General features: G+C 58.4%; 14 protein-coding genes and 7 pseudogenes. 7 read left to right on the top strand and 14 right to left on the bottom strand.

Features of this window, described 5'->3' with window-relative positions; translation table 11 throughout:
* The first annotated feature begins 823 nt into the window (after positions 1–823).
* Positions 824–1,021: a hypothetical protein gene (locus MOV63_RS29200; RefSeq protein ID WP_247039121.1), complete on the top strand. Its 198-nt coding sequence runs from the start codon at positions 824–826 to the stop codon at positions 1,019–1,021.
* Between the two features lie 39 nt (positions 1,022–1,060).
* On the opposite strand, the gene MOV63_RS29195 is transcribed toward MOV63_RS29200, so the two are convergent.
* Positions 1,061–1,312, bottom strand: coding sequence for a hypothetical protein (locus MOV63_RS29195; protein ID WP_247039119.1), 252 nt, complete (start codon positions 1,310–1,312; stop codon positions 1,061–1,063).
* A gap of 659 nt (positions 1,313–1,971) precedes the next feature.
* On the opposite strand from MOV63_RS29195, the gene MOV63_RS29190 reads away from it, so the two are divergent.
* The gene (locus MOV63_RS29190) at positions 1,972–2,247 is read left to right on the top strand and encodes a DUF4242 domain-containing protein (protein ID WP_247039117.1); all 276 of its coding nucleotides are present in this window, start codon (positions 1,972–1,974) and stop codon (positions 2,245–2,247) included.
* 330 nt (positions 2,248–2,577) lie between these two features.
* Here the strand turns inward: MOV63_RS29190 and MOV63_RS29185 are convergent, their stop codons facing one another.
* Positions 2,578–3,192, bottom strand: coding sequence for a TetR/AcrR family transcriptional regulator (locus MOV63_RS29185; RefSeq protein ID WP_247039116.1), 615 nt, complete (start codon positions 3,190–3,192; stop codon positions 2,578–2,580).
* A gap of 116 nt (positions 3,193–3,308) precedes the next feature.
* Between MOV63_RS29185 and gstA the strand changes: the two genes are divergently transcribed.
* On the top strand, positions 3,309–3,992 hold the full coding sequence (gene gstA / locus MOV63_RS29180) for a glutathione transferase GstA (RefSeq protein ID WP_247039115.1): 684 nt from the start codon (positions 3,309–3,311) through the stop codon (positions 3,990–3,992).
* A gap of 57 nt (positions 3,993–4,049) precedes the next feature.
* Here gstA and MOV63_RS29175 read toward each other — a convergent pair.
* A pseudogene (locus tag MOV63_RS29175) lies at positions 4,050–4,229 on the bottom strand (NAD(+) synthase); the annotation flags it as partial.
* Positions 4,153–4,510: pseudogene (locus MOV63_RS29170) on the bottom strand (hypothetical protein). The pseudogenes MOV63_RS29170 and MOV63_RS29175, both read right to left, overlap by 77 nt.
* A 532-nt stretch (positions 4,511–5,042) precedes the next feature.
* On the opposite strand from MOV63_RS29170, the gene MOV63_RS29165 reads away from it, so the two are divergent.
* Entirely contained in the window at positions 5,043–5,369 is a 327-nt protein-coding gene (locus MOV63_RS29165) for an NIPSNAP family protein (RefSeq protein WP_247039114.1), read from the top strand.
* A gap of 155 nt (positions 5,370–5,524) precedes the next feature.
* On the opposite strand, the gene MOV63_RS29160 is transcribed toward MOV63_RS29165, so the two are convergent.
* The 3 genes and pseudogenes from MOV63_RS29160 to MOV63_RS29150 form a co-directional block, all read right to left on the bottom strand.
* A complete protein-coding gene (locus MOV63_RS29160) occupies positions 5,525–6,442 on the bottom strand; it encodes an NADP-dependent oxidoreductase (protein WP_247039113.1) in 918 nt (305 codons plus the stop codon).
* 161 nt (positions 6,443–6,603) lie between these two features.
* Positions 6,604–7,071, bottom strand: a complete 468-nt coding sequence (locus MOV63_RS29155) for a DUF3788 domain-containing protein (RefSeq protein WP_247039123.1) — start codon at positions 7,069–7,071, stop codon at positions 6,604–6,606.
* A gap of 47 nt (positions 7,072–7,118) precedes the next feature.
* A pseudogene (locus MOV63_RS29150) lies at positions 7,119–7,703 on the bottom strand (transposase family protein); the annotation flags it as partial.
* Between the two features lie 188 nt (positions 7,704–7,891).
* Here MOV63_RS29150 and MOV63_RS29145 point away from each other — a divergent pair.
* A pseudogene (locus MOV63_RS29145) lies at positions 7,892–8,365 on the top strand (transposase); the annotation flags it as partial.
* A gap of 51 nt (positions 8,366–8,416) precedes the next feature.
* On the opposite strand, the gene MOV63_RS29140 reads toward MOV63_RS29145, so the two are convergent.
* The 3 genes from MOV63_RS29140 to MOV63_RS29130 are packed head-to-tail and all read right to left on the bottom strand — an operon-like array spanning position 8,417 to position 10,942.
* On the bottom strand, positions 8,417–9,373 hold the full coding sequence (locus MOV63_RS29140) for an ABC transporter ATP-binding protein (RefSeq protein ID WP_247039112.1): 957 nt from the start codon (positions 9,371–9,373) through the stop codon (positions 8,417–8,419).
* 25 nt (positions 9,374–9,398) lie between these two features.
* Positions 9,399–10,157, bottom strand: a complete 759-nt coding sequence (locus MOV63_RS29135; protein ID WP_247039111.1) for an ABC transporter permease — start codon at positions 10,155–10,157, stop codon at positions 9,399–9,401.
* Positions 10,158–10,159: 2 nt separating this feature from the next.
* Entirely contained in the window at positions 10,160–10,942 is a 783-nt protein-coding gene (locus tag MOV63_RS29130; protein WP_247039110.1) for a hypothetical protein, read from the bottom strand.
* Between the two features lie 110 nt (positions 10,943–11,052).
* Here MOV63_RS29130 and MOV63_RS29125 point away from each other — a divergent pair, with 110 nt between their 5' ends.
* Positions 11,053–11,445, top strand: coding sequence for a hypothetical protein (locus tag MOV63_RS29125; protein WP_247039109.1), 393 nt, complete (start codon positions 11,053–11,055; stop codon positions 11,443–11,445).
* Positions 11,348–12,088: a transposase gene (locus MOV63_RS33085; protein WP_366518604.1), complete on the top strand. Its 741-nt coding sequence runs from the start codon at positions 11,348–11,350 to the stop codon at positions 12,086–12,088. The genes MOV63_RS29125 and MOV63_RS33085 overlap by 98 nt, the downstream gene beginning before the upstream one ends.
* Here MOV63_RS33085 and tnpC read toward each other — a convergent pair.
* From tnpC to MOV63_RS29105, 4 genes and pseudogenes are all read right to left on the bottom strand, one after another.
* A pseudogene (gene tnpC / locus MOV63_RS29120) lies at positions 12,059–13,495 on the bottom strand (IS66 family transposase); the annotation flags it as partial. The gene MOV63_RS33085 and the pseudogene tnpC sit on opposite strands and share 30 nt — an antisense overlap.
* A gap of 87 nt (positions 13,496–13,582) precedes the next feature.
* Positions 13,583–13,861, bottom strand: a pseudogene (locus tag MOV63_RS29115) (ATP-binding protein); the annotation flags it as partial.
* Positions 13,862–13,873: 12 nt separating this feature from the next.
* Entirely contained in the window at positions 13,874–15,409 is a 1,536-nt protein-coding gene (gene istA / locus MOV63_RS29110; protein ID WP_247039107.1) for an IS21 family transposase, read from the bottom strand.
* A gap of 98 nt (positions 15,410–15,507) precedes the next feature.
* Positions 15,508–15,678 (bottom strand): annotated as a pseudogene (locus tag MOV63_RS29105) (transposase domain-containing protein); the annotation flags it as partial.
* Positions 15,679–15,775: the final 97 nt, after the last annotated feature.

The following is a 15,775-nucleotide window of genomic DNA, read 5'->3' as shown; positions in this document are numbered from 1 at the left end:
CGTTCAACTTCTCCAAAGCCTCCGCTGCCTGACAGACCCGGATATCGCTTCGCGAAAGGGGCTGGTTCAGAGATACCGCCTACGTCAATGTGCATGGAAAATCGCGCTTACGAATTACGGCATCAAGCTGGATTGGTCGCGAAGTCCGCCGGGACCGGGTCAATTGCCTGAGAGACGCCTGATAGAGCGCCAGGCGATCTTTCGCCTGCCGCAAGCAAGATCATCTGCCACTCAATGGCCGTGATGTCGACGCGGCCGGTTTCGGTCGATACGCCGTTCGTCGCGCCTGGTTGGCCGACATGGATGCGGGCCTGAGCGATCAGGCACACCTCATTATCCGTCTCCTTATATCGGCATCCGACGTGCCGAACCGATGCGCGCCGCGATCATCCCTGAAACATAGGCAAAGCCTGCTGTCAGTCGCCGGTCTCGTTCTGCAGAAACGTCGTCGGATGTCGGGAGCGCGAGCGACACAGGCCCTCAGGTGAACACCCCATTTCATGGCGGGGAACGCCGCCACCCCGCAGGTAGGCACTTCGATCGCGTCTTCCGACCACGGATGCTCGGCGAGGAACTCGGCGGAAGGCGGTTCGATAACCGTCCACGCATTATTGGTGGACGGCCAGTAATAGCCAACGTCCGGCATCGTCTCGGCTCCGATATCAGGGCTCGCGAACATCGGTTTGTCGCCATGACTGGCGCGAGCCATCCAGAACTTATTCCCTTTGGGGGCTGCCATGTGTTCACCTTTGCCGGTCTGAGCGGCTACTTGCATTTGCAGTGAAAGGGAGCGAGCTTCCGCGCTCGACCCTGGGAGGATGGGATGAGATCTAACTGGTCGATCAAGGTAGACTCGGACTACCGGGAATTTGCCACATCGGTGGAAGCAGCCGAGTTCATCAGAACGAACGTGCCGACAAAACACACCTATGCCCCAGATGGAGCAACAGGCGCCGACTGGGAAGCTTTCAAGGGGATGCCGATCAGCGCAATGTTCGGCAAGCCTTGGAGTGGGCCTTAAGCCCCGGCTCACCTTATCGGGTCTCTCAACTTCCACCCGCTATTTTCTACCCTCGACTTTTTCTACCTTCGAATGCAAGCTGCCCTTGAACACGGCGTAGGAAACGCGCCGAGGCAATTGCAGGCCACTTCTTAATCGATCCAGATTCTCATGCGGATGTGTGTTGGCATTGGCAAAATGAGGGATGACCTGGTCCAGGGGCGTTTTGCAATCCGGTGCTGGATCACGCCACAATCCGCGGAACCTCCAGACGCCGAAGCTTACTTCAAAGACATCCAGGAGTTGGAGCATTCACTCCTTCGTCTCCTGCGTGGAGGGAAGTACAAGTTGATCGCGGCCTACGAGTGGGACTCGGATGCGCGGGAACAAACGGAACTCGGCACTTACACCTTGGATAACATTGGCAAGCTTTCTTGCATGGGAAGGAAGGCCGGATCCTAGCCTGCCCATACATCTACACAGTGTTGGCCCACGTCACGTCCAATCTCTGGCTCACTTTATCATTTTCAGCCTGGTTCCGATAAACCCGCCGTGGTGAGGCGGCGGTTTTTGGGGGGAGACACACCATTCTGACGAAGCCCGTTGAATGGTGCCGGGGGAGATATGGCTTCGCGTACTTGCGAGATAAACCCTGCGGTCTTCCACATGTTCCGGCGTCGGACTTCAGTCTGAATAACGAGCCTCCAATAGTCACTTCGATGTCGATCGAGGTGCGGGCACGTCATTGGTTGGGACAAGATCAAACCCAAGCATTTTCGGCATAGCAAACCCGCCATTGCTGACGGGGCTGACGAGACGGCTTCCACGTCCCTTCGGGTATAGCGCTCCCGGTGCTTAGGTGCCGCCGCATGGTGCGGTGGACTATCGCCTCTTACCCGCCATATGGACAAGTTGACATTATTTCGACCCCCGCGCCCAATGCCCCTTCACGTCGAGGAGAGGATAAGCAGATGCCTACTTTCATCATCGAACGAGATATCCCCGGAGCGAGTAATCTTTCAAAAGCCGATCTCTGCGCGATATCAGCCAAGTCCAACGAGGTCGTTGAGAATCTGGGCGTGCCCTACACTTGGATCACAAGCTATGTCGCCGGCGACAAGATCTACTGCATTCACGAGGCCCCAAGTGCCGATGCCATTCGTGAACATGCGGATAAGGGCGGCTTCCCAGCGAACAAAATTACCGAAGTTACATCCGTGATCGGACCTGAGACCGCTAACGCCTGACCCGAAAGTCCGATTGGACGTCGGGAGGCCTAAGCCTCATGCACAACGCGCTCCCTAACTATTGGTCGAGGCATTCCCGTCCCTACGCTGCGATCTGCGATTTGCGGCTCCTGCCCCGGCCGCTGGCTCGCCAACGCTTTTCGCGGAGTCCGAGTAGTGCGAAACTACGGAGCAGCTACAACTAGTCAATGCGGACTAAGGTCTTGTCCTATCTGGACCATTCGCAGCTGCCGAAGAGTGTGAGCGGTTTTCGGACAACATCATGCTCTAACCATATGATGTAGAACGGGATTCAGATTTTGAGCCGAACCGGCCTAAAATCATCCTGTTCTAGGGCGCGCTCCCGCAGATCAGCTCGACGCCTGACCGGGCGATCGCTTCCAGCGTCTCGCGGCTGTCGCCGGCGCGGGCGCGGACGGCGAGCGAATGCATGACCGCGGAGGCGAGCCTGGCGAGCATCTGCGGATCGGCGCTTTGAGGAAGCTCGCCTCTTTCCAGGCCGAGGCGCATACGCTTTTCGATCTCGTCGTCGAAATCGTTGAGGCTGCGGCCGAGCACCTCGCGGACCCGCTCATGCTGGACCGCCTCGGCCGATGCCGTGCCGATCAGGAGACAGCCGCGGGCAGCGGTTTCACCGTGCAGATAGATCGCCAATGCACCGGCATAGACGCGGGCGATATTGTCGCGAAGCGACAATGACGGGTCGAGCGCTTCGGCGAGCGTATTCATGCCGTCCTGCCGATAACCCTCCAGCGTATCGAGATAGAGGTCCTCCTTGTCGCCGAAGGCGCCGTAGAGGCTCGGACGGTTGAGGTTGGTCGCAGCGCTTAGATTGTCGAGCGAGGCGGCGGCAAAACCTCTGTCCCAGAAGACATCCCGCGCCCTGCCGAGCGCCGCCTTGGCATCGAAGGCCCTCGGGCGGCCGCGCTTTTTCTCGTCTTTCATATCTGTACCGTTTCGCATTAAATTCTTGACGAGAGTCATTTTATGCGAAACAGTACAGATGTTCAAACGCTATCGACGGGCGGCATCGACCGCCTCCGCAAGGAGAGGAAACCGCAATGAAACTTTATATGCACGCCGCGGCCTGCTCGCTTTCGCCGCACATCATCTGCCGGGAGCTGGGGCTCGATATCGAGCTCGTCCAGGTCGACCGGCAAACCCACAGAACGAGCAACGGCGAGGATTACCTCGCAATCAATGGCAACGGCTATGTGCCGGCGCTGATGCTCGACGATGGCAAGGTGCTGACCGAGGGGCCGGCGATCGTGCAGTTCCTCGCCGACAGCGTGCCCGAAGGGGCGGCCCTGTTGCCTGAGGTCGGCAACATCCGCCGCAACGAGGTGCAATCCTATCTCAACTTCATCACCGCCGAGTTGCACAAGCCGATGGTGCTGCTCTTCAATCCGATCTATTCCAGCGTTCATGGAGAGGTCCGCGCGCTGATATCGAAGCGGCTGACATGGCTGAACGACCGTCTTGCCGGAGCCTATCTCACCGGCGATACGTTTACGGTAGCGGATGCCTATCTCTTCGTCTGCCTGAACTGGTCGCCCTGGACAGACATCGATCTCAAGCAATGGCCGGCGCTGCATGGCTTCATGGCCCGGGTGGCAGCACGGCCGAAGGTGCGCGAGGCGCTGCAGGCCGAAGAGCTCGAAGCCTTCGATGCCGACGGCGTCTATTTCGCGCCGCATGCCTATCTCGCTTCATCAGGACGGACGGGCGAACCGGTCAGGCCGTAAACCGGATCGCGCCCGTACGAATCCCGCGCTCGGGCGATCGTCGGAGCGCGTTGACACCACCGGCAAAGCGCGCTTGTGAGCGGTCGCCCGATAGGCGGCGGGGATGCGTCGGCGGGCGATCTCGCCGACCGGCTTGCCTTCGAGGAAATCGTCGATCTCGTCATAGCTGACGCCATGGGCCTCCTCGTCGGGGCGCAGCGGCCACTGGCCCTCGAGATCGGCTGTGGAAACCGAGAACGAATTCTATCACCTTGGTGGAGGACATTTCGCACGGCCTCAGTGTCGGCCCAGGACAGGCCAAGCGATAGAGGTTGAAGCTGACGATATCGGTTCCCGCCAAGCTCCTCGCCATAAAGCCAGGTCCGTTTGCCATCCTGCGACCGCTTGACGGTTACGCCCCATGATCGATTGCCGAAATAGCCGCCGACATAGCCGTCCGGCAATTTCGCCAGCGCGTCTTCGAATGTCGCCTGGACCGAGGGAGATTTCTCACTGTCTGCGGTCATGGTGCCAGGCATTCGTCGCAGATCCCGCAGCCATCGTCATCCATGCTCGAGGCCGGACGTAACCTTCGACAGCACGGACATGTCGTTGCATCCGACGCACACGTGTCATCGCGGTCCGGTGGAAGAATTTCAATACAGAACTCCGACAGCATATCGGCCGCGCTTCGATCCATGGCGATGCTCCAGTTCGGGGTTACACCAGAGATAGTGAACTTCAACGGCTGCACAAGCCGGCAGAGATCGCTGTCGGAGATTGGCCAGTGCGGAACCTGAGCAGACCGTCTCAATTAATTCCCAAGAGCGGCTCTAACCGGCGCATTCTCAGACTAGCTGCCAACACGGCCACCGTGCTCGACCTAACATCATGGCCAATCGGCGCCTAAACACGGGCGATCAGCTTGACAGAAGATTAGCGGGTCAGAGATACCTGCAGGGTCTTTTCTAATAGTGGAAATGGCGTTGCTGCAAGTTCTGACGACATCGTGGGCGCAGGGAGCGAATGCCAAACACATGTCGTTCTCAAGAGACATAAGGATGCAAGACTGTGATCTACGAGCTCAGAATTTACGATTGCCTGCCCGGCCGATTGCCCGCGCTGATCAACCGCTTTGCCGAACATACGCTGGCAATATGGGACAAGCACGGCATCAAGCAGGCGGGTTTCTTCACCACAATCGTGGGCGAAAGCAGCCACCGTCTCACCTATCTCATCGCCTGGGAATCGCTGGCCGATCGCGAGGTGAAATGGAAAGCGTTCACCACTGATCCTGCATGGCTCAAGGCCCGCGACGAGTCAGAGCGCGACGGGCAAATCCTCTCCAATATCTCTAACCAGCTGTTGTCGCCGACCGCCTTTTCGGCAGTAAAATGAGACACTACCGATCCCCGCTTGCCGCCAGTCGGAATTTCCACCCGATCGGGTCATCCGCCGAAGCGATGACGAACGGCAGGCTTAGGAAACCGCCAACACTGCCCGTGCAATGCGCACCCCTGGGGGAATCCTTCCAAGGAGTGCGCGTGTCGTGCTCAAGGGAGAACGGAGATGACCGTCTTTCCTGCGCGCCGCTCCGTCGAATTGAAGGTGGCGACCGCATCATCCAGACTTGAAACCTTGCCGATGTTCGTCAGCAGTCTTCCGTCCCGAACCCGCTGAACGATCTCGGATAGCTGGGCACGATCTGCCTCGACGACGAAGTCAACCGTGAGGCCATCCACAGGTCGAATATCCGTCGGTCCGACGGCTGTCACAAGCGTTCCTCCCGCCCGGATCAGCGCTGCGGACCGTTTCTGAACATCGCCGCCGATGACATCGAACACCAGATCGACGCCGCCGACGTCTTCCAGGGTGTCGTTTCCAAGATCGACGAATTCATTTGCACCGAAGTCCAGGGCCTTCTGGCGGTCAGCGGCGCGTCCGGTACCGATGACATAGGCGCCGGCTTCCCGCGCAAGCTGCGTCACGATCGAGCCGACGGCGCCGGCGGCGCCGTGTGCGAGGACGCTCTGCCCCGCCTGAAGGCGGCCATGGTGAAACAGTCCCTGCCATGCGGTCAGGCCCGATATCGGCAGACTTGCGCCGACGGTGAAGTCGACGTCGCCGGGCAGCGGCGCGAGGTTGCGGGATTCCACCGCGACGTGCTCAGCGAGTGTGCCGTCGCGATACCAGTCAGTCAGGCCGAACACCCGCTGACCGATCGACAGTCCCGTGGTGCCATAGCCCAGCGCGGTGATCACACCGGCCAGCTCATGGCCGAGGATCGATGGCGCTCGATCACGAAAGGTCCGATCGGTCCAAGTGGACGGCCAATCCAGTTCGGTATTGACGAAGCCCGCTGCATGGACCTCAACGACGACGTCGTTTATCGCCGCCTGCGGCTCGGGCCGCTCCACCAACTTCATCCCGGCTGTTCCCGCAGCCTGGTCGGACACTACGATCGCTTTCATGGGAATTGTCTCCTTAGAATACTTGTCGGTTTTGGGGAATTTGCAGGCGCGGAAGGCCTTCTCGATCTCCCGCGCAAACTCGTTATCGGTTCGACGTCTTTCGCAAAGACCTTGTCGAATTGCTGTCTGGTGCCGCGCGAAAAGCCTGGCTTATTTCGGCTTCAACTGCGCGGCAGTGGCGGGCGCTTCATCGTCAAAAGTTCCCTCACATCATGCAGATCGTCTGCGGATGAGATGGCAAGTGTCAGCCACTTTCCGTCGATGTATGTTTTGGCTTCATCGTAAAGCTTGACCAGTTCCGGGCGCCAGACATAACGCCGCTCCTCGAACTTCTCACGCTCTGCTCCACCCATAACCACAACAGCCGAAAACCGCCGGTACTCCGGCACCAAGGTGGTGAACGCCTTGGTTTTCTTGTAGCGCAAGGACCAACCGCGGTTCTTGCCACCGTAGAGCCAGTCCGGCACGAAAACCCCTTGGTAGAATTCGTCGATCCAGTTCCGCAGTTCGGCCCAATGCGCGAATGCCTCTGCTCCGATCCATTCGCGGACGGCGCTGTCATCGGGCGGTGCTGATTTGCCGGTGATCCTGTCACCGGTTTGGGAGGGGGTACTGTCTAGTAAGATCATCTCAAGCCTCATGTTCAATGGTCCGGCCGAGGCCGGAGGTTTCGGATCTCTGCCGTCGCTGGCTCACGATCGGGTAGCAAACGGATCGGCCGCCGACGCTCCAGGTCACACACGATCGTGCCATAGCGATGATTGCGCCGCCAGGCCCAGTCGTCGATGCCAATCATCGAGGGCGGGATCGACGGCGGCAATCCTTGCCTGCGGATGACGCGGAGCAAGGTGTCGTTGCTGACTGGAAGCATGAGCCGCTGTGCAAAACGCGCCGCCGGGCGTCCCCCAAGCGCAAGGGCAAGATGGTGGACGAGATGCTCAAGACGCCCGGTTCGTCTGGCGTAGGGAGGCAGCACATCGCCGAACCGCTCGGAGAATATCTGCCTGCCGCAGAGTACCACGTCACAGGTGAACCGTCGCGTGAGGACGAGAAGTCGGACACGCCTCCCCGACAGGGGAAGGTCCGCGGCCTGGCGGCAATAACGGCTTCGAACCGTTCGCGACATTCGTCCGCATGCTGGACATGACGCGCTAGCGCCGGCTCGGGAAAGCAAGATGCAGGTCTCATCGTCAATGTGAGTGATGCGTTCGGCGATGAAACCAGCCGGTACCAAATCAGAGGGGCGAAACTTGGTGCTCATCAGGCTAATTCCTTTGTGAAAACCAGCAAAGCAGCATCGTTACAACTGCATCAAAACTGAGTCAGAGCCAATATTCCACGCCGAAACACAAGTCCATGTGTAAAGCACCGTCTATATTGCCGTCTATATAGACAGAGCATCCACACTCTCACTCACTCCACAATGCGGCCCAACTCGGATGCGTACGCTGGACTTACGTCCGGGACGATCGGCCGTTCGGAGGGCTCTCACCGCCGGCCGCCCTTTACTATGCATCGAGTGATCGACGGCAGGAACATCCGGAACGCCACCCGAAGACCTTCACCGGCATTCTGCAGGCGGATGCCTATGGCGGTTACAATCCGCTGTTCAAGATTGATCGCAGTCTTGGTGCTCTGACGCAGGCACTGTGTTGGGCGCACTCGCGTCGCAAATTCTTCGTGCTCACCGACATCGCGGCGAATGCCAAACGTGGAAAGAAAGCCGCGCCGATCTCGCCCATGGCGCTAGAGGCCGTCAAACGGATCGATGCGCTGTTCGATATCGAGCGGGAGATCAACGGGCTTACCGCCGACCAACGCCTGGAGCGTCGCCGTAAAGAGAGCCTGCCGCTCGTCGATGGTCTGCAGGCTTGGCCGCTTTTGAAGGACGCGAACCTGACTCAGGCTGTCAAAGCACTTGAAAGAAATCGAACCTAAAATCTTTCGACAAGAATGAGAAACCAGATCACGCCTTTATTGGGATTTACGCACAATGTCGAGGTAAGCCTCCTCTAGGGTCTGCGTACGTACCGTAGGGGAACCGAGTAGGTTTTCCTTGCCGAAGCCTTCAACGACTGTCGAAGTATCTATACTTTCGTCGCAAAAAACTTTCGCACAAGGGAATGACGAACGCTCCTCGACGTCGACGCTTGCTACGCCTTCGAATGTTCTGACACGCTCAAGCCGCGCCTTGTCGAGCTCGCGCAGAAGGCACTCGATCACTTTGAGCCTGCCGAATCCGCTCTTGAGCTGCGCTGGTGCTCCTGAAGCGACCACACGACCGTTACATATAATTGAAATCTGATCGCACAGCTGGTCTGCCTCCAGCATATAGTGAGTGGTCAAGAAAATCGTCTTGCCGGCGGCCTTGAGGCGCTGAATATGCTGACGTAATATTTGCGCGATTTCGGGGTCAAGCCCAACGGTCGGCTCGTCAAGGAACACGACTTCGGGATCGGCAAGCAGTGCTCGCGCAAGGTGAAGTCGTTGTTTCATCCCGATCGAATATGTCGCGACCTTACCATCGGCGCGGCTATTTAGCTCCATGATGCCGAGCACACGATCGATTTGTACGCCCAGCGTGCTTCGGGATAGACCATACAGTGATCCAAAATATTCGAGATTTTGCCTTCCGGTCAATCGTCCGAAAAAGCCCTTATCTCCTCCGAACGCCACGCCGATCCGGCTACGAATCTCCCGTCCGCTCCTGTTGACGTCGAGATCAAGAACTCTCGCTGCACCCCCGGAGGCCTTCAGCAAAGTGGTAAAGATTCGAACCGATGTTGTCTTTCCAGCTCCATTCGGACCTAACAATCCAAAAATGGCACCGCGCGGAACAGCGATGGAAATGCCCGCCAACGACTGGCGTCGTCGACCCGTTTTTCGCTCCACATATTCATGTTTCAGGTCTTCACAAAATATCGCTGTCATGGTGAGCGCCAACAGTTCGAATGTGTCAAAGCGGCAATCGCGACGACCGTCGGAGTCGACGGAGCGCTAGCCAGCCGGCGGAAGCCAAAATCACATAGAGCATCGCGACCGTCAATTCGCTTGTGATTGAGGTGGAAAAGCCTTCGCCCGAGAACCCGTCGACCACTTGTCGATAAGCGATGAGACCGTGAGTCATTGGCAACACTGCCGAAACGACACCGAGAGGTTGAGGAAGACTAGACGTCGGGATCAGCACCCCTGTCAGGAGAAACAACGTTGCACTGCCGAGAGACAAGACCGGAAGCCACTCCTCAAGTGCGCTAACAACAACACCCAGCATCATGCAAAAAGCAATGATCGAAATGCTCATCGCGATCACGCACACGGCCAGCGTCGGCACCTTCGTAGCGGCATATGCATCTGGATGCAGCCAGACGGCAATGAGCAGACTGACGGTGATTGAAAGGATGCCGTTAGGAAGGTGACATAAGGACTTCGCCCAGAAAGCATAGAGGGGACTCTTCGATTCAAATTCGAGGATTCCGAAAGCTCTTTCATAGAAAAACATCTGCAAGACGCCGCCGGCGATTACTGTGGAGGCCGAATAGAATGGAACGTTCAGTACGACAGATCTGTACGTGTTAGGGTCTGAGACACTGTCGGAGATCAAGACGAACAAGAGATAATTAAGAACCGGCGCGACTATTACGGAAGAGAAATAGCCCCACGGCGTGAGCCATAAGAAGAGGCCTTTGAAGCTTAAATACGAGGTCCTAAAGAACATCTTTAGCGCTCGGAGAACGATGAGTAGAGACCACTACGAAGCTTCCTCTCCGAAGAAATAATCAAGGCAGTCGCAAGAACAAAAATGCATGCAGAGAGTCCAAAACTCTCCGCCCAGTACTCCAATATTTGACTTCCGTTGGGAGACGCCTCAGTGGACAAACGAAGTGCCGCCATAGCGCTGGTTGTGCTCAACACTCTTCCCAAAGCTTGCCAGAACGGATGAAATGCACTGGTAGGGTGAAGGAATCCGCTAAGAATTACGATCCCGGGCAAAATTGCATTAAAGAAGCCCGGCAATCCGCCGGTCAGGAAAGATATAGGGATTAACAGAAACGCGTTTGCCAGTACTGCAAAAATACCAACCACAAGCGATCCCGCCAAGTACATGCCCGAGCAGTCGACCGTCATGGATGTTGCCATCAGCAAGATACCTAACGTCACCGCAGCGGCAGTGAGCGTGTACAAAAAAACTATCCCAAGAATTCGTCCGAACAAGACGGCTGGCAAGCGAGCGGGCGAAAGGAGATCAATCTCCAAGGTGCCAGCTGCGTAAGCCTCTGACAAAATCCAACCCCCGCGAAACGCGGAGGTGCGCCAGAGGGTTGCGAAGAACGTGCCAGCGAACAGCGAAATCAACAGGTGGGGCACCGTAAGAGATCGAACGATCCAACCAACCGCAGCCACAATCGTTATCTGCGCAAGAGCAGGATACAGAAGATCGCGCACAGATGCGGACGTGCGCACTTGCAGAAAGAAGGAGCCCAATACGACTCGAACCGACATCGCGCACCCCCACCAAACTCAACGTTGCTGGTCGCACGTTTCAACCTGAAACGCAACTTAAATAGGTAGATCGATTCGGGAATCGGTGGGGAAATTCAATTCATGCGTTGATGACGGCTCTGATCGCGGCCATTGGTTCACTGAATACCTATTTGACCAGGCCGGTAGCCGTTCGATTCGCCTTCAAATGGGCGATCGCCTGGGCCCGGGTCAAATCGGATAAAGTCGACGCTGCCACCTTGGCAAAGCTCCACGCCGGCGGCCTGCTGCCGGAGGTATGGGTGGCCGACGATAATACGATCGTGCGGCGGCGGCAAATTGCCGAGCGCATGGGTGTATTGGCGCAACTCGTACGAACGAAGGGGCGGATCCAGGCCATTCTGCATGCCAATCTGATCCCAAAATATGATGGTCATCTGTTCGGCCCCGAAGGCCGGAAGTGGTTGGCGCAACTACCCCTGCCCCACCGAAGAGGGCGCCATGATCGGTCGATACGTCAATGAACTCGAGCGTGTGTCAGCTCAACTTGCCGAACTCGACAAGGAGCTTGCGCAGCAATCGCTCGACGACCTCCGATTGATGACGATACCTGGCGTGAGTTCTGTCGTTGCTTCCACGATCTTGGCCTCGATAGGCGACATCAGTCGGTTCCCGACCCCGGAAAAGCTCAGCAGCTACTTTGGTCTCACGCCCCGGATTCGTCAATCAGGCGATCATCCTGCCCGCCACGGCCGCATCACCAAGCAAGGAAATAGCGACGCGCGCCGCATGCTTGTTGAAGCCGCATGGTCGGCGAAGCTGGCGCCGGGACCATTGCGGGCCTTCTTCACGCGCGTCCAGAATAAGCGCGGCGCGCCGGCTGCCGCCGTGGCGACTGCACGAAAACTGACGGTGATGATCTGGCACATTCTTTCGAGCGAACAAGATTATGCTTATGCGAGACCGTCGTTCACGGCCATGAAGCTGCGAAAGGTGGAATTGAAAGCTGGCGCGCCCAGAGCATATGGAAAAGCAGGCCCTGGCCATGACTATTGGATTAAGGAGATCCACGATCGCGAAGCGCAATATGTCGAACGCGCTGAAAGAGCCTACGAGCGGATGGTGGCGGCTTGGAAAGAAAAGCCACTGCATGCAGCGAGAGAGTGAAGATTCACTCTTCTCAACACCATCCGTCGTCAGGCAAATCCGACCGTCGCCCAGGAAGGAAGTAAAGCCCTCCCAGCGCTTTAGCAAGTAGTCGATCGGCTCGGCGACGGGCGAGCTGCGCGACAGCTTTGTCCGCTCGGCCCGCATCCAGGCCTCAAGCTCTTCGACGAGAAGACGGCTGTCCTGCTGACGTCGCGCTAGTCTTTCACTTGCAGCGAGACGATTGATGTCACGCTCAATATCGAACAGGGCATCGATCCGTTTCACGGCCTCGAGCGCCACCGGCGAGGTCGGCGTGGCGTTCTTGCCGGGTTTGGCGTTGGTGGCGATGTCGGCAAGCACGAAGAACTTGCGACGCGAATGCTCCCAGCACAATGCCTGGGTCAGCGGACCGGAATCACGGTCCATTTTGAAGAGTGGGTTGTAGCCGCCATAGGCATCCGCCTGCAGAATGCCGGTGAAGTTCTTGAGGTGGCGCTCGGGATGTTCCTGTCGCCGATCGCGGGAGGCATAGTAGAGGGCTGCCGGTGGCGACGTTCCGCCGAACGGCCGATCGTCCCTGATATAGGTCCAAATCCGCCCGGTATCGGCCTTGCCCTTCGCCAGGATCGGCACGGTCGTGTCATCGCCATGTAGACGCTCGGCAGCAAGCACATGCGCCTCGATCAATCCGTGCAAGGGCTTCAAGACCGCTGTGCAAGCGCCAACCTGGTCGGCAAGCGTCGAGAGGCTGAGGTCGATGCCTTCACGGGCATAGCGTTCACTCTGCCGGTTCAGCGGCTGATGCTGACCGAACTTCTCAAACAGGATCATCGCCAAGAGGTTTGGTCCGGCAAAGCCGCGCGGCGTCACGTGGAAAGGTGCCGGCGGCTGGGCGATCTTCTCGCATTCCCGGCACGAGAACTTCTCGCGCACCGTCTGGATGACCTTCCACTGGCGCGGGATCACTTCCAATGTCTCGGTGATGTCCTCACCGAGTTTTGCCAGCCTGGCCGAGCCACAGCAGGGGCAGCTTGTTGGCGGGGCAATGACGAGGCGTTCGCGCGGCAGGTGCTCCGGAAACGGCTTGCGCGATGGACGCTTGCGCTCGAAGACTCGGACCGTAGAGGACTTTGCCGCCAGCTCCGCAGCCAATTCGTCCTGGCTGGCATCAGCTTCCAACTCTTCGAGCTGCAATTCCATCTGTTCGAGGAGGCGTGCCTTGCGCTCCGAGCGGCTGCCGTGGATGTCGCGCCTGAGCTTCTCGATCTCCAACCTCAGCCGTGCGATCAGTGCATCCGAATGGGAGTTCACCGCTTGGGCGCGGGCAGCAACGGCCTCGGCTTCACGGCGTGCCGCGCGCTCGGCGAGGATCATCGCATGCGCGCTGGCAAGGTCGTCGGGAAGCTGATCGCCCACATCGGTCATTGCGAGATGGAATCATATTCGCTCTCGCCTTTCCAGCCATTTCCACTATCCAGCCGAGCTCGGACGCCACGTTTTTTGCGGCATCCGCCAGTCGATCCCTTCGAGGAATAGATTGCGGTCGAGGCCGCGTGCCGCACGAAAGTCGGCATTCTCGATCTGCGCGTCATGGCGAAGTTTTGCAGCCCTGGCGCGGGCCTCGAAACGCTTCTGGCGCCGCATGGTGGCCTCGCGTTCGAGCAGTATGGCAAGCCATTCTCCGTGCTCGAGGCCGCGCGCTTCGGATTGTGCATCGAGTTCCTGGAAGGCTGTGGCCGTGCCGTAAAGGCCGAGGTCGCGCAGCATATCGATGGTGGGATTGGTCAGCATTGGTGTGTCTCCTCAATGAAAGTAATCAGGGCCACGCAGATTGGCGTGATCGACAATGGCGGTCGGTTCGGTGGAATGGCGCGCGGCCTTGTGGTTGGCCAGGAGCGAAGCAATGCTTTTGCAGTTCAGCCCACCGATCTCGACGGCGCGGGCGGAAACGGCTTCGGCACGATTGCGTTCGATGTCGCGAAACAGGCGCAGGACGCCCAGGCATGTTCGAAAGCCCTGTTCGGGATGCGGACGGCTGGAAAGGATTGCGATGACCAGACCTTCTGTCTGCGGTCCGATGGATGCGGCCCAGCGCCGGAAACGATCCGGTGTCCACTCAGCATAGCGCCGGTGGGAACTGGGCATGTGATCCGGGTCGGTTCCATGGCGCGGACCGCCATAGCGGCGCTGATGCACGGCGATGCGCTTGCCGCGGTGGAAGATCTCGATGGTGCGTGCTGTCGCCCTCAGGTCGACCTGCTGGCGAATGAGGGCATGCGGCACGGAATAAAGGAAGGTCTTGAACTCGACGTGATAATCCGTCGAGACACGGACCAAACGCCGTTTGGCGAACTCGTAGTCTTCGAGAGGAAGGCTGGCGAGTGCGGCACGCTCGACACCCTCAAACAGTTGCCGGCGACTGACGCCCAGCCGGCGTATGACGTGGTCGTTGATGCGATCGAGTGCCTGACAAATGGCGGCATTGGCCTCGGCAAGCGAGAAGAATGTCTGGTTACGCAGACGCCCCAAAATAGCGGACTGGGCAAAACGCACTCCATTTTCCACTTTCGATTTATCCCGAGGCTTTCTTGGCCGTGCCGGAAGAACACCGACACCATAGTGGGAGGCCATTATGCCGTAGCTGCGGTTGATCTCGGGATCGTAAAAGCTGGCGCGACTGACGCCCGACTTCAGATTGTCTGGGACGATCAGTCGAGGAACGCCTGCGAAGAAACGGAACATCCGGACATGCGAGCCGATCCAGTCGGGCAGCGTTTGCGTCCAGGTCGCCTTCGCATAGGTGAAGCTGGAGGCACCAAGCACCGCCACGAAGATCTCCGCCTCGCGGATCTCGCCGGTCTTGCGATCAACGATCGGGATCTTCTTGCCGGAATAGTCGACGAAGACCTTGTCGCCGGCTACATGCTCCTGGCGCATCGTCGGCGAGAGCCGCTGCTCGAAACCGCGAAAGAGTTCGCAGAAGCGGCTGTAGCCGTAACCGTCGGGATGCGACCCACGATACTCCTCCCAGAGGATGAGCAGGGTGACGCCCGGCTTCTTGAGCTCGACGGCAAGATCGGCCCAGTTCGGCTCGACGCGTCGTCTCGTGCCCCGTTTGACGCCGTTGCGAGTGAAGAGCTTGTGCTCAAGCGCATCGTCGGTCAGTTCCCCCGGCAAGGGCCAGCTCAATCCGACCGCTGCTGCGCGCTGCAGATTATCCTGCACCGTACTGCGCGCTATTCCCAATACGACCGCAATCTCACGGGAACTGGTCCCGCTTCCGGCAAGCCGAAGCATTTGTCTCAACTGTCTCATGGTCAGCCTTCTCTTTGCCGGCATCAAAATGTCCTCGTTAATCACGAGGTATCGATGCCAGAAGTGTAAGCGGTGTTTTGACCGCACCTTCCGGATCAGGGTAAGCGACAAGCTGAGGCCGTTCAGGCTGTGTAGCTCCACGGCATGAGTGCATCGATTTCGCTGCTGGGCCAACCGTTGGCTATGCGCTCAAGGGTCTGGGTAAGCCAGGCCTGCGGATCAACGTTGTTCATCTTCGCTGTCTGAAGCAGCGTGGCGATGGTCGCCCAGGTCCTGCCACCACCGTCCAAGCCGGGTTCATGGTGCCGGGTTTCTGACGTTCGAAGCAAGGGTCACTTATCCCTTCCACCCCCTGGTTGGCCAAACCGTATTGGTAACCGGCAGCCATCA

It is taken from the genome of Neorhizobium sp. SHOUNA12A, assembly GCF_023006505.1.
GTDB lineage: Bacteria > Pseudomonadota > Alphaproteobacteria > Rhizobiales > Rhizobiaceae > Neorhizobium.
Note: the sequence above shows the minus strand (reverse complement) of the source record. Positions and strands in the feature narration are given on the sequence as shown.

Coding starts and splice junctions, on each gene's coding strand:
- MOV63_RS29160 (WP_247039113.1), bottom strand. CDS start 6,442: ATGAAAGCGATCGTAGTGTCCGACCAGGCTGCGGGAACAGCCGGGATG.
- MOV63_RS29140 (WP_247039112.1), bottom strand. CDS start 9,373: ATGACAGCGATATTTTGTGAAGACCTGAAACATGAATATGTGGAGCGA.
- MOV63_RS29155 (WP_247039123.1), bottom strand. CDS start 7,071: ATGATCTTACTAGACAGTACCCCCTCCCAAACCGGTGACAGGATCACC.
- gstA (WP_247039115.1), top strand. CDS start 3,309: ATGAAACTTTATATGCACGCCGCGGCCTGCTCGCTTTCGCCGCACATC.
- MOV63_RS29130 (WP_247039110.1), bottom strand. CDS start 10,942: ATGTCGGTTCGAGTCGTATTGGGCTCCTTCTTTCTGCAAGTGCGCACG.
- MOV63_RS29185 (WP_247039116.1), bottom strand. CDS start 3,192: ATGAAAGACGAGAAAAAGCGCGGCCGCCCGAGGGCCTTCGATGCCAAG.
- MOV63_RS29125 (WP_247039109.1), top strand. CDS start 11,053: ATGACGGCTCTGATCGCGGCCATTGGTTCACTGAATACCTATTTGACC.
- istA (WP_247039107.1), bottom strand. CDS start 15,409: ATGCCGGCAAAGAGAAGGCTGACCATGAGACAGTTGAGACAAATGCTT.
- MOV63_RS29200 (WP_247039121.1), top strand. CDS start 824: ATGAGATCTAACTGGTCGATCAAGGTAGACTCGGACTACCGGGAATTT.
- MOV63_RS29195 (WP_247039119.1), bottom strand. CDS start 1,312: ATGCTCCAACTCCTGGATGTCTTTGAAGTAAGCTTCGGCGTCTGGAGG.
- MOV63_RS29135 (WP_247039111.1), bottom strand. CDS start 10,157: ATGTTCTTTAGGACCTCGTATTTAAGCTTCAAAGGCCTCTTCTTATGG.
- MOV63_RS33085 (WP_366518604.1), top strand. CDS start 11,348: ATGATGGTCATCTGTTCGGCCCCGAAGGCCGGAAGTGGTTGGCGCAAC.
- MOV63_RS29190 (WP_247039117.1), top strand. CDS start 1,972: ATGCCTACTTTCATCATCGAACGAGATATCCCCGGAGCGAGTAATCTT.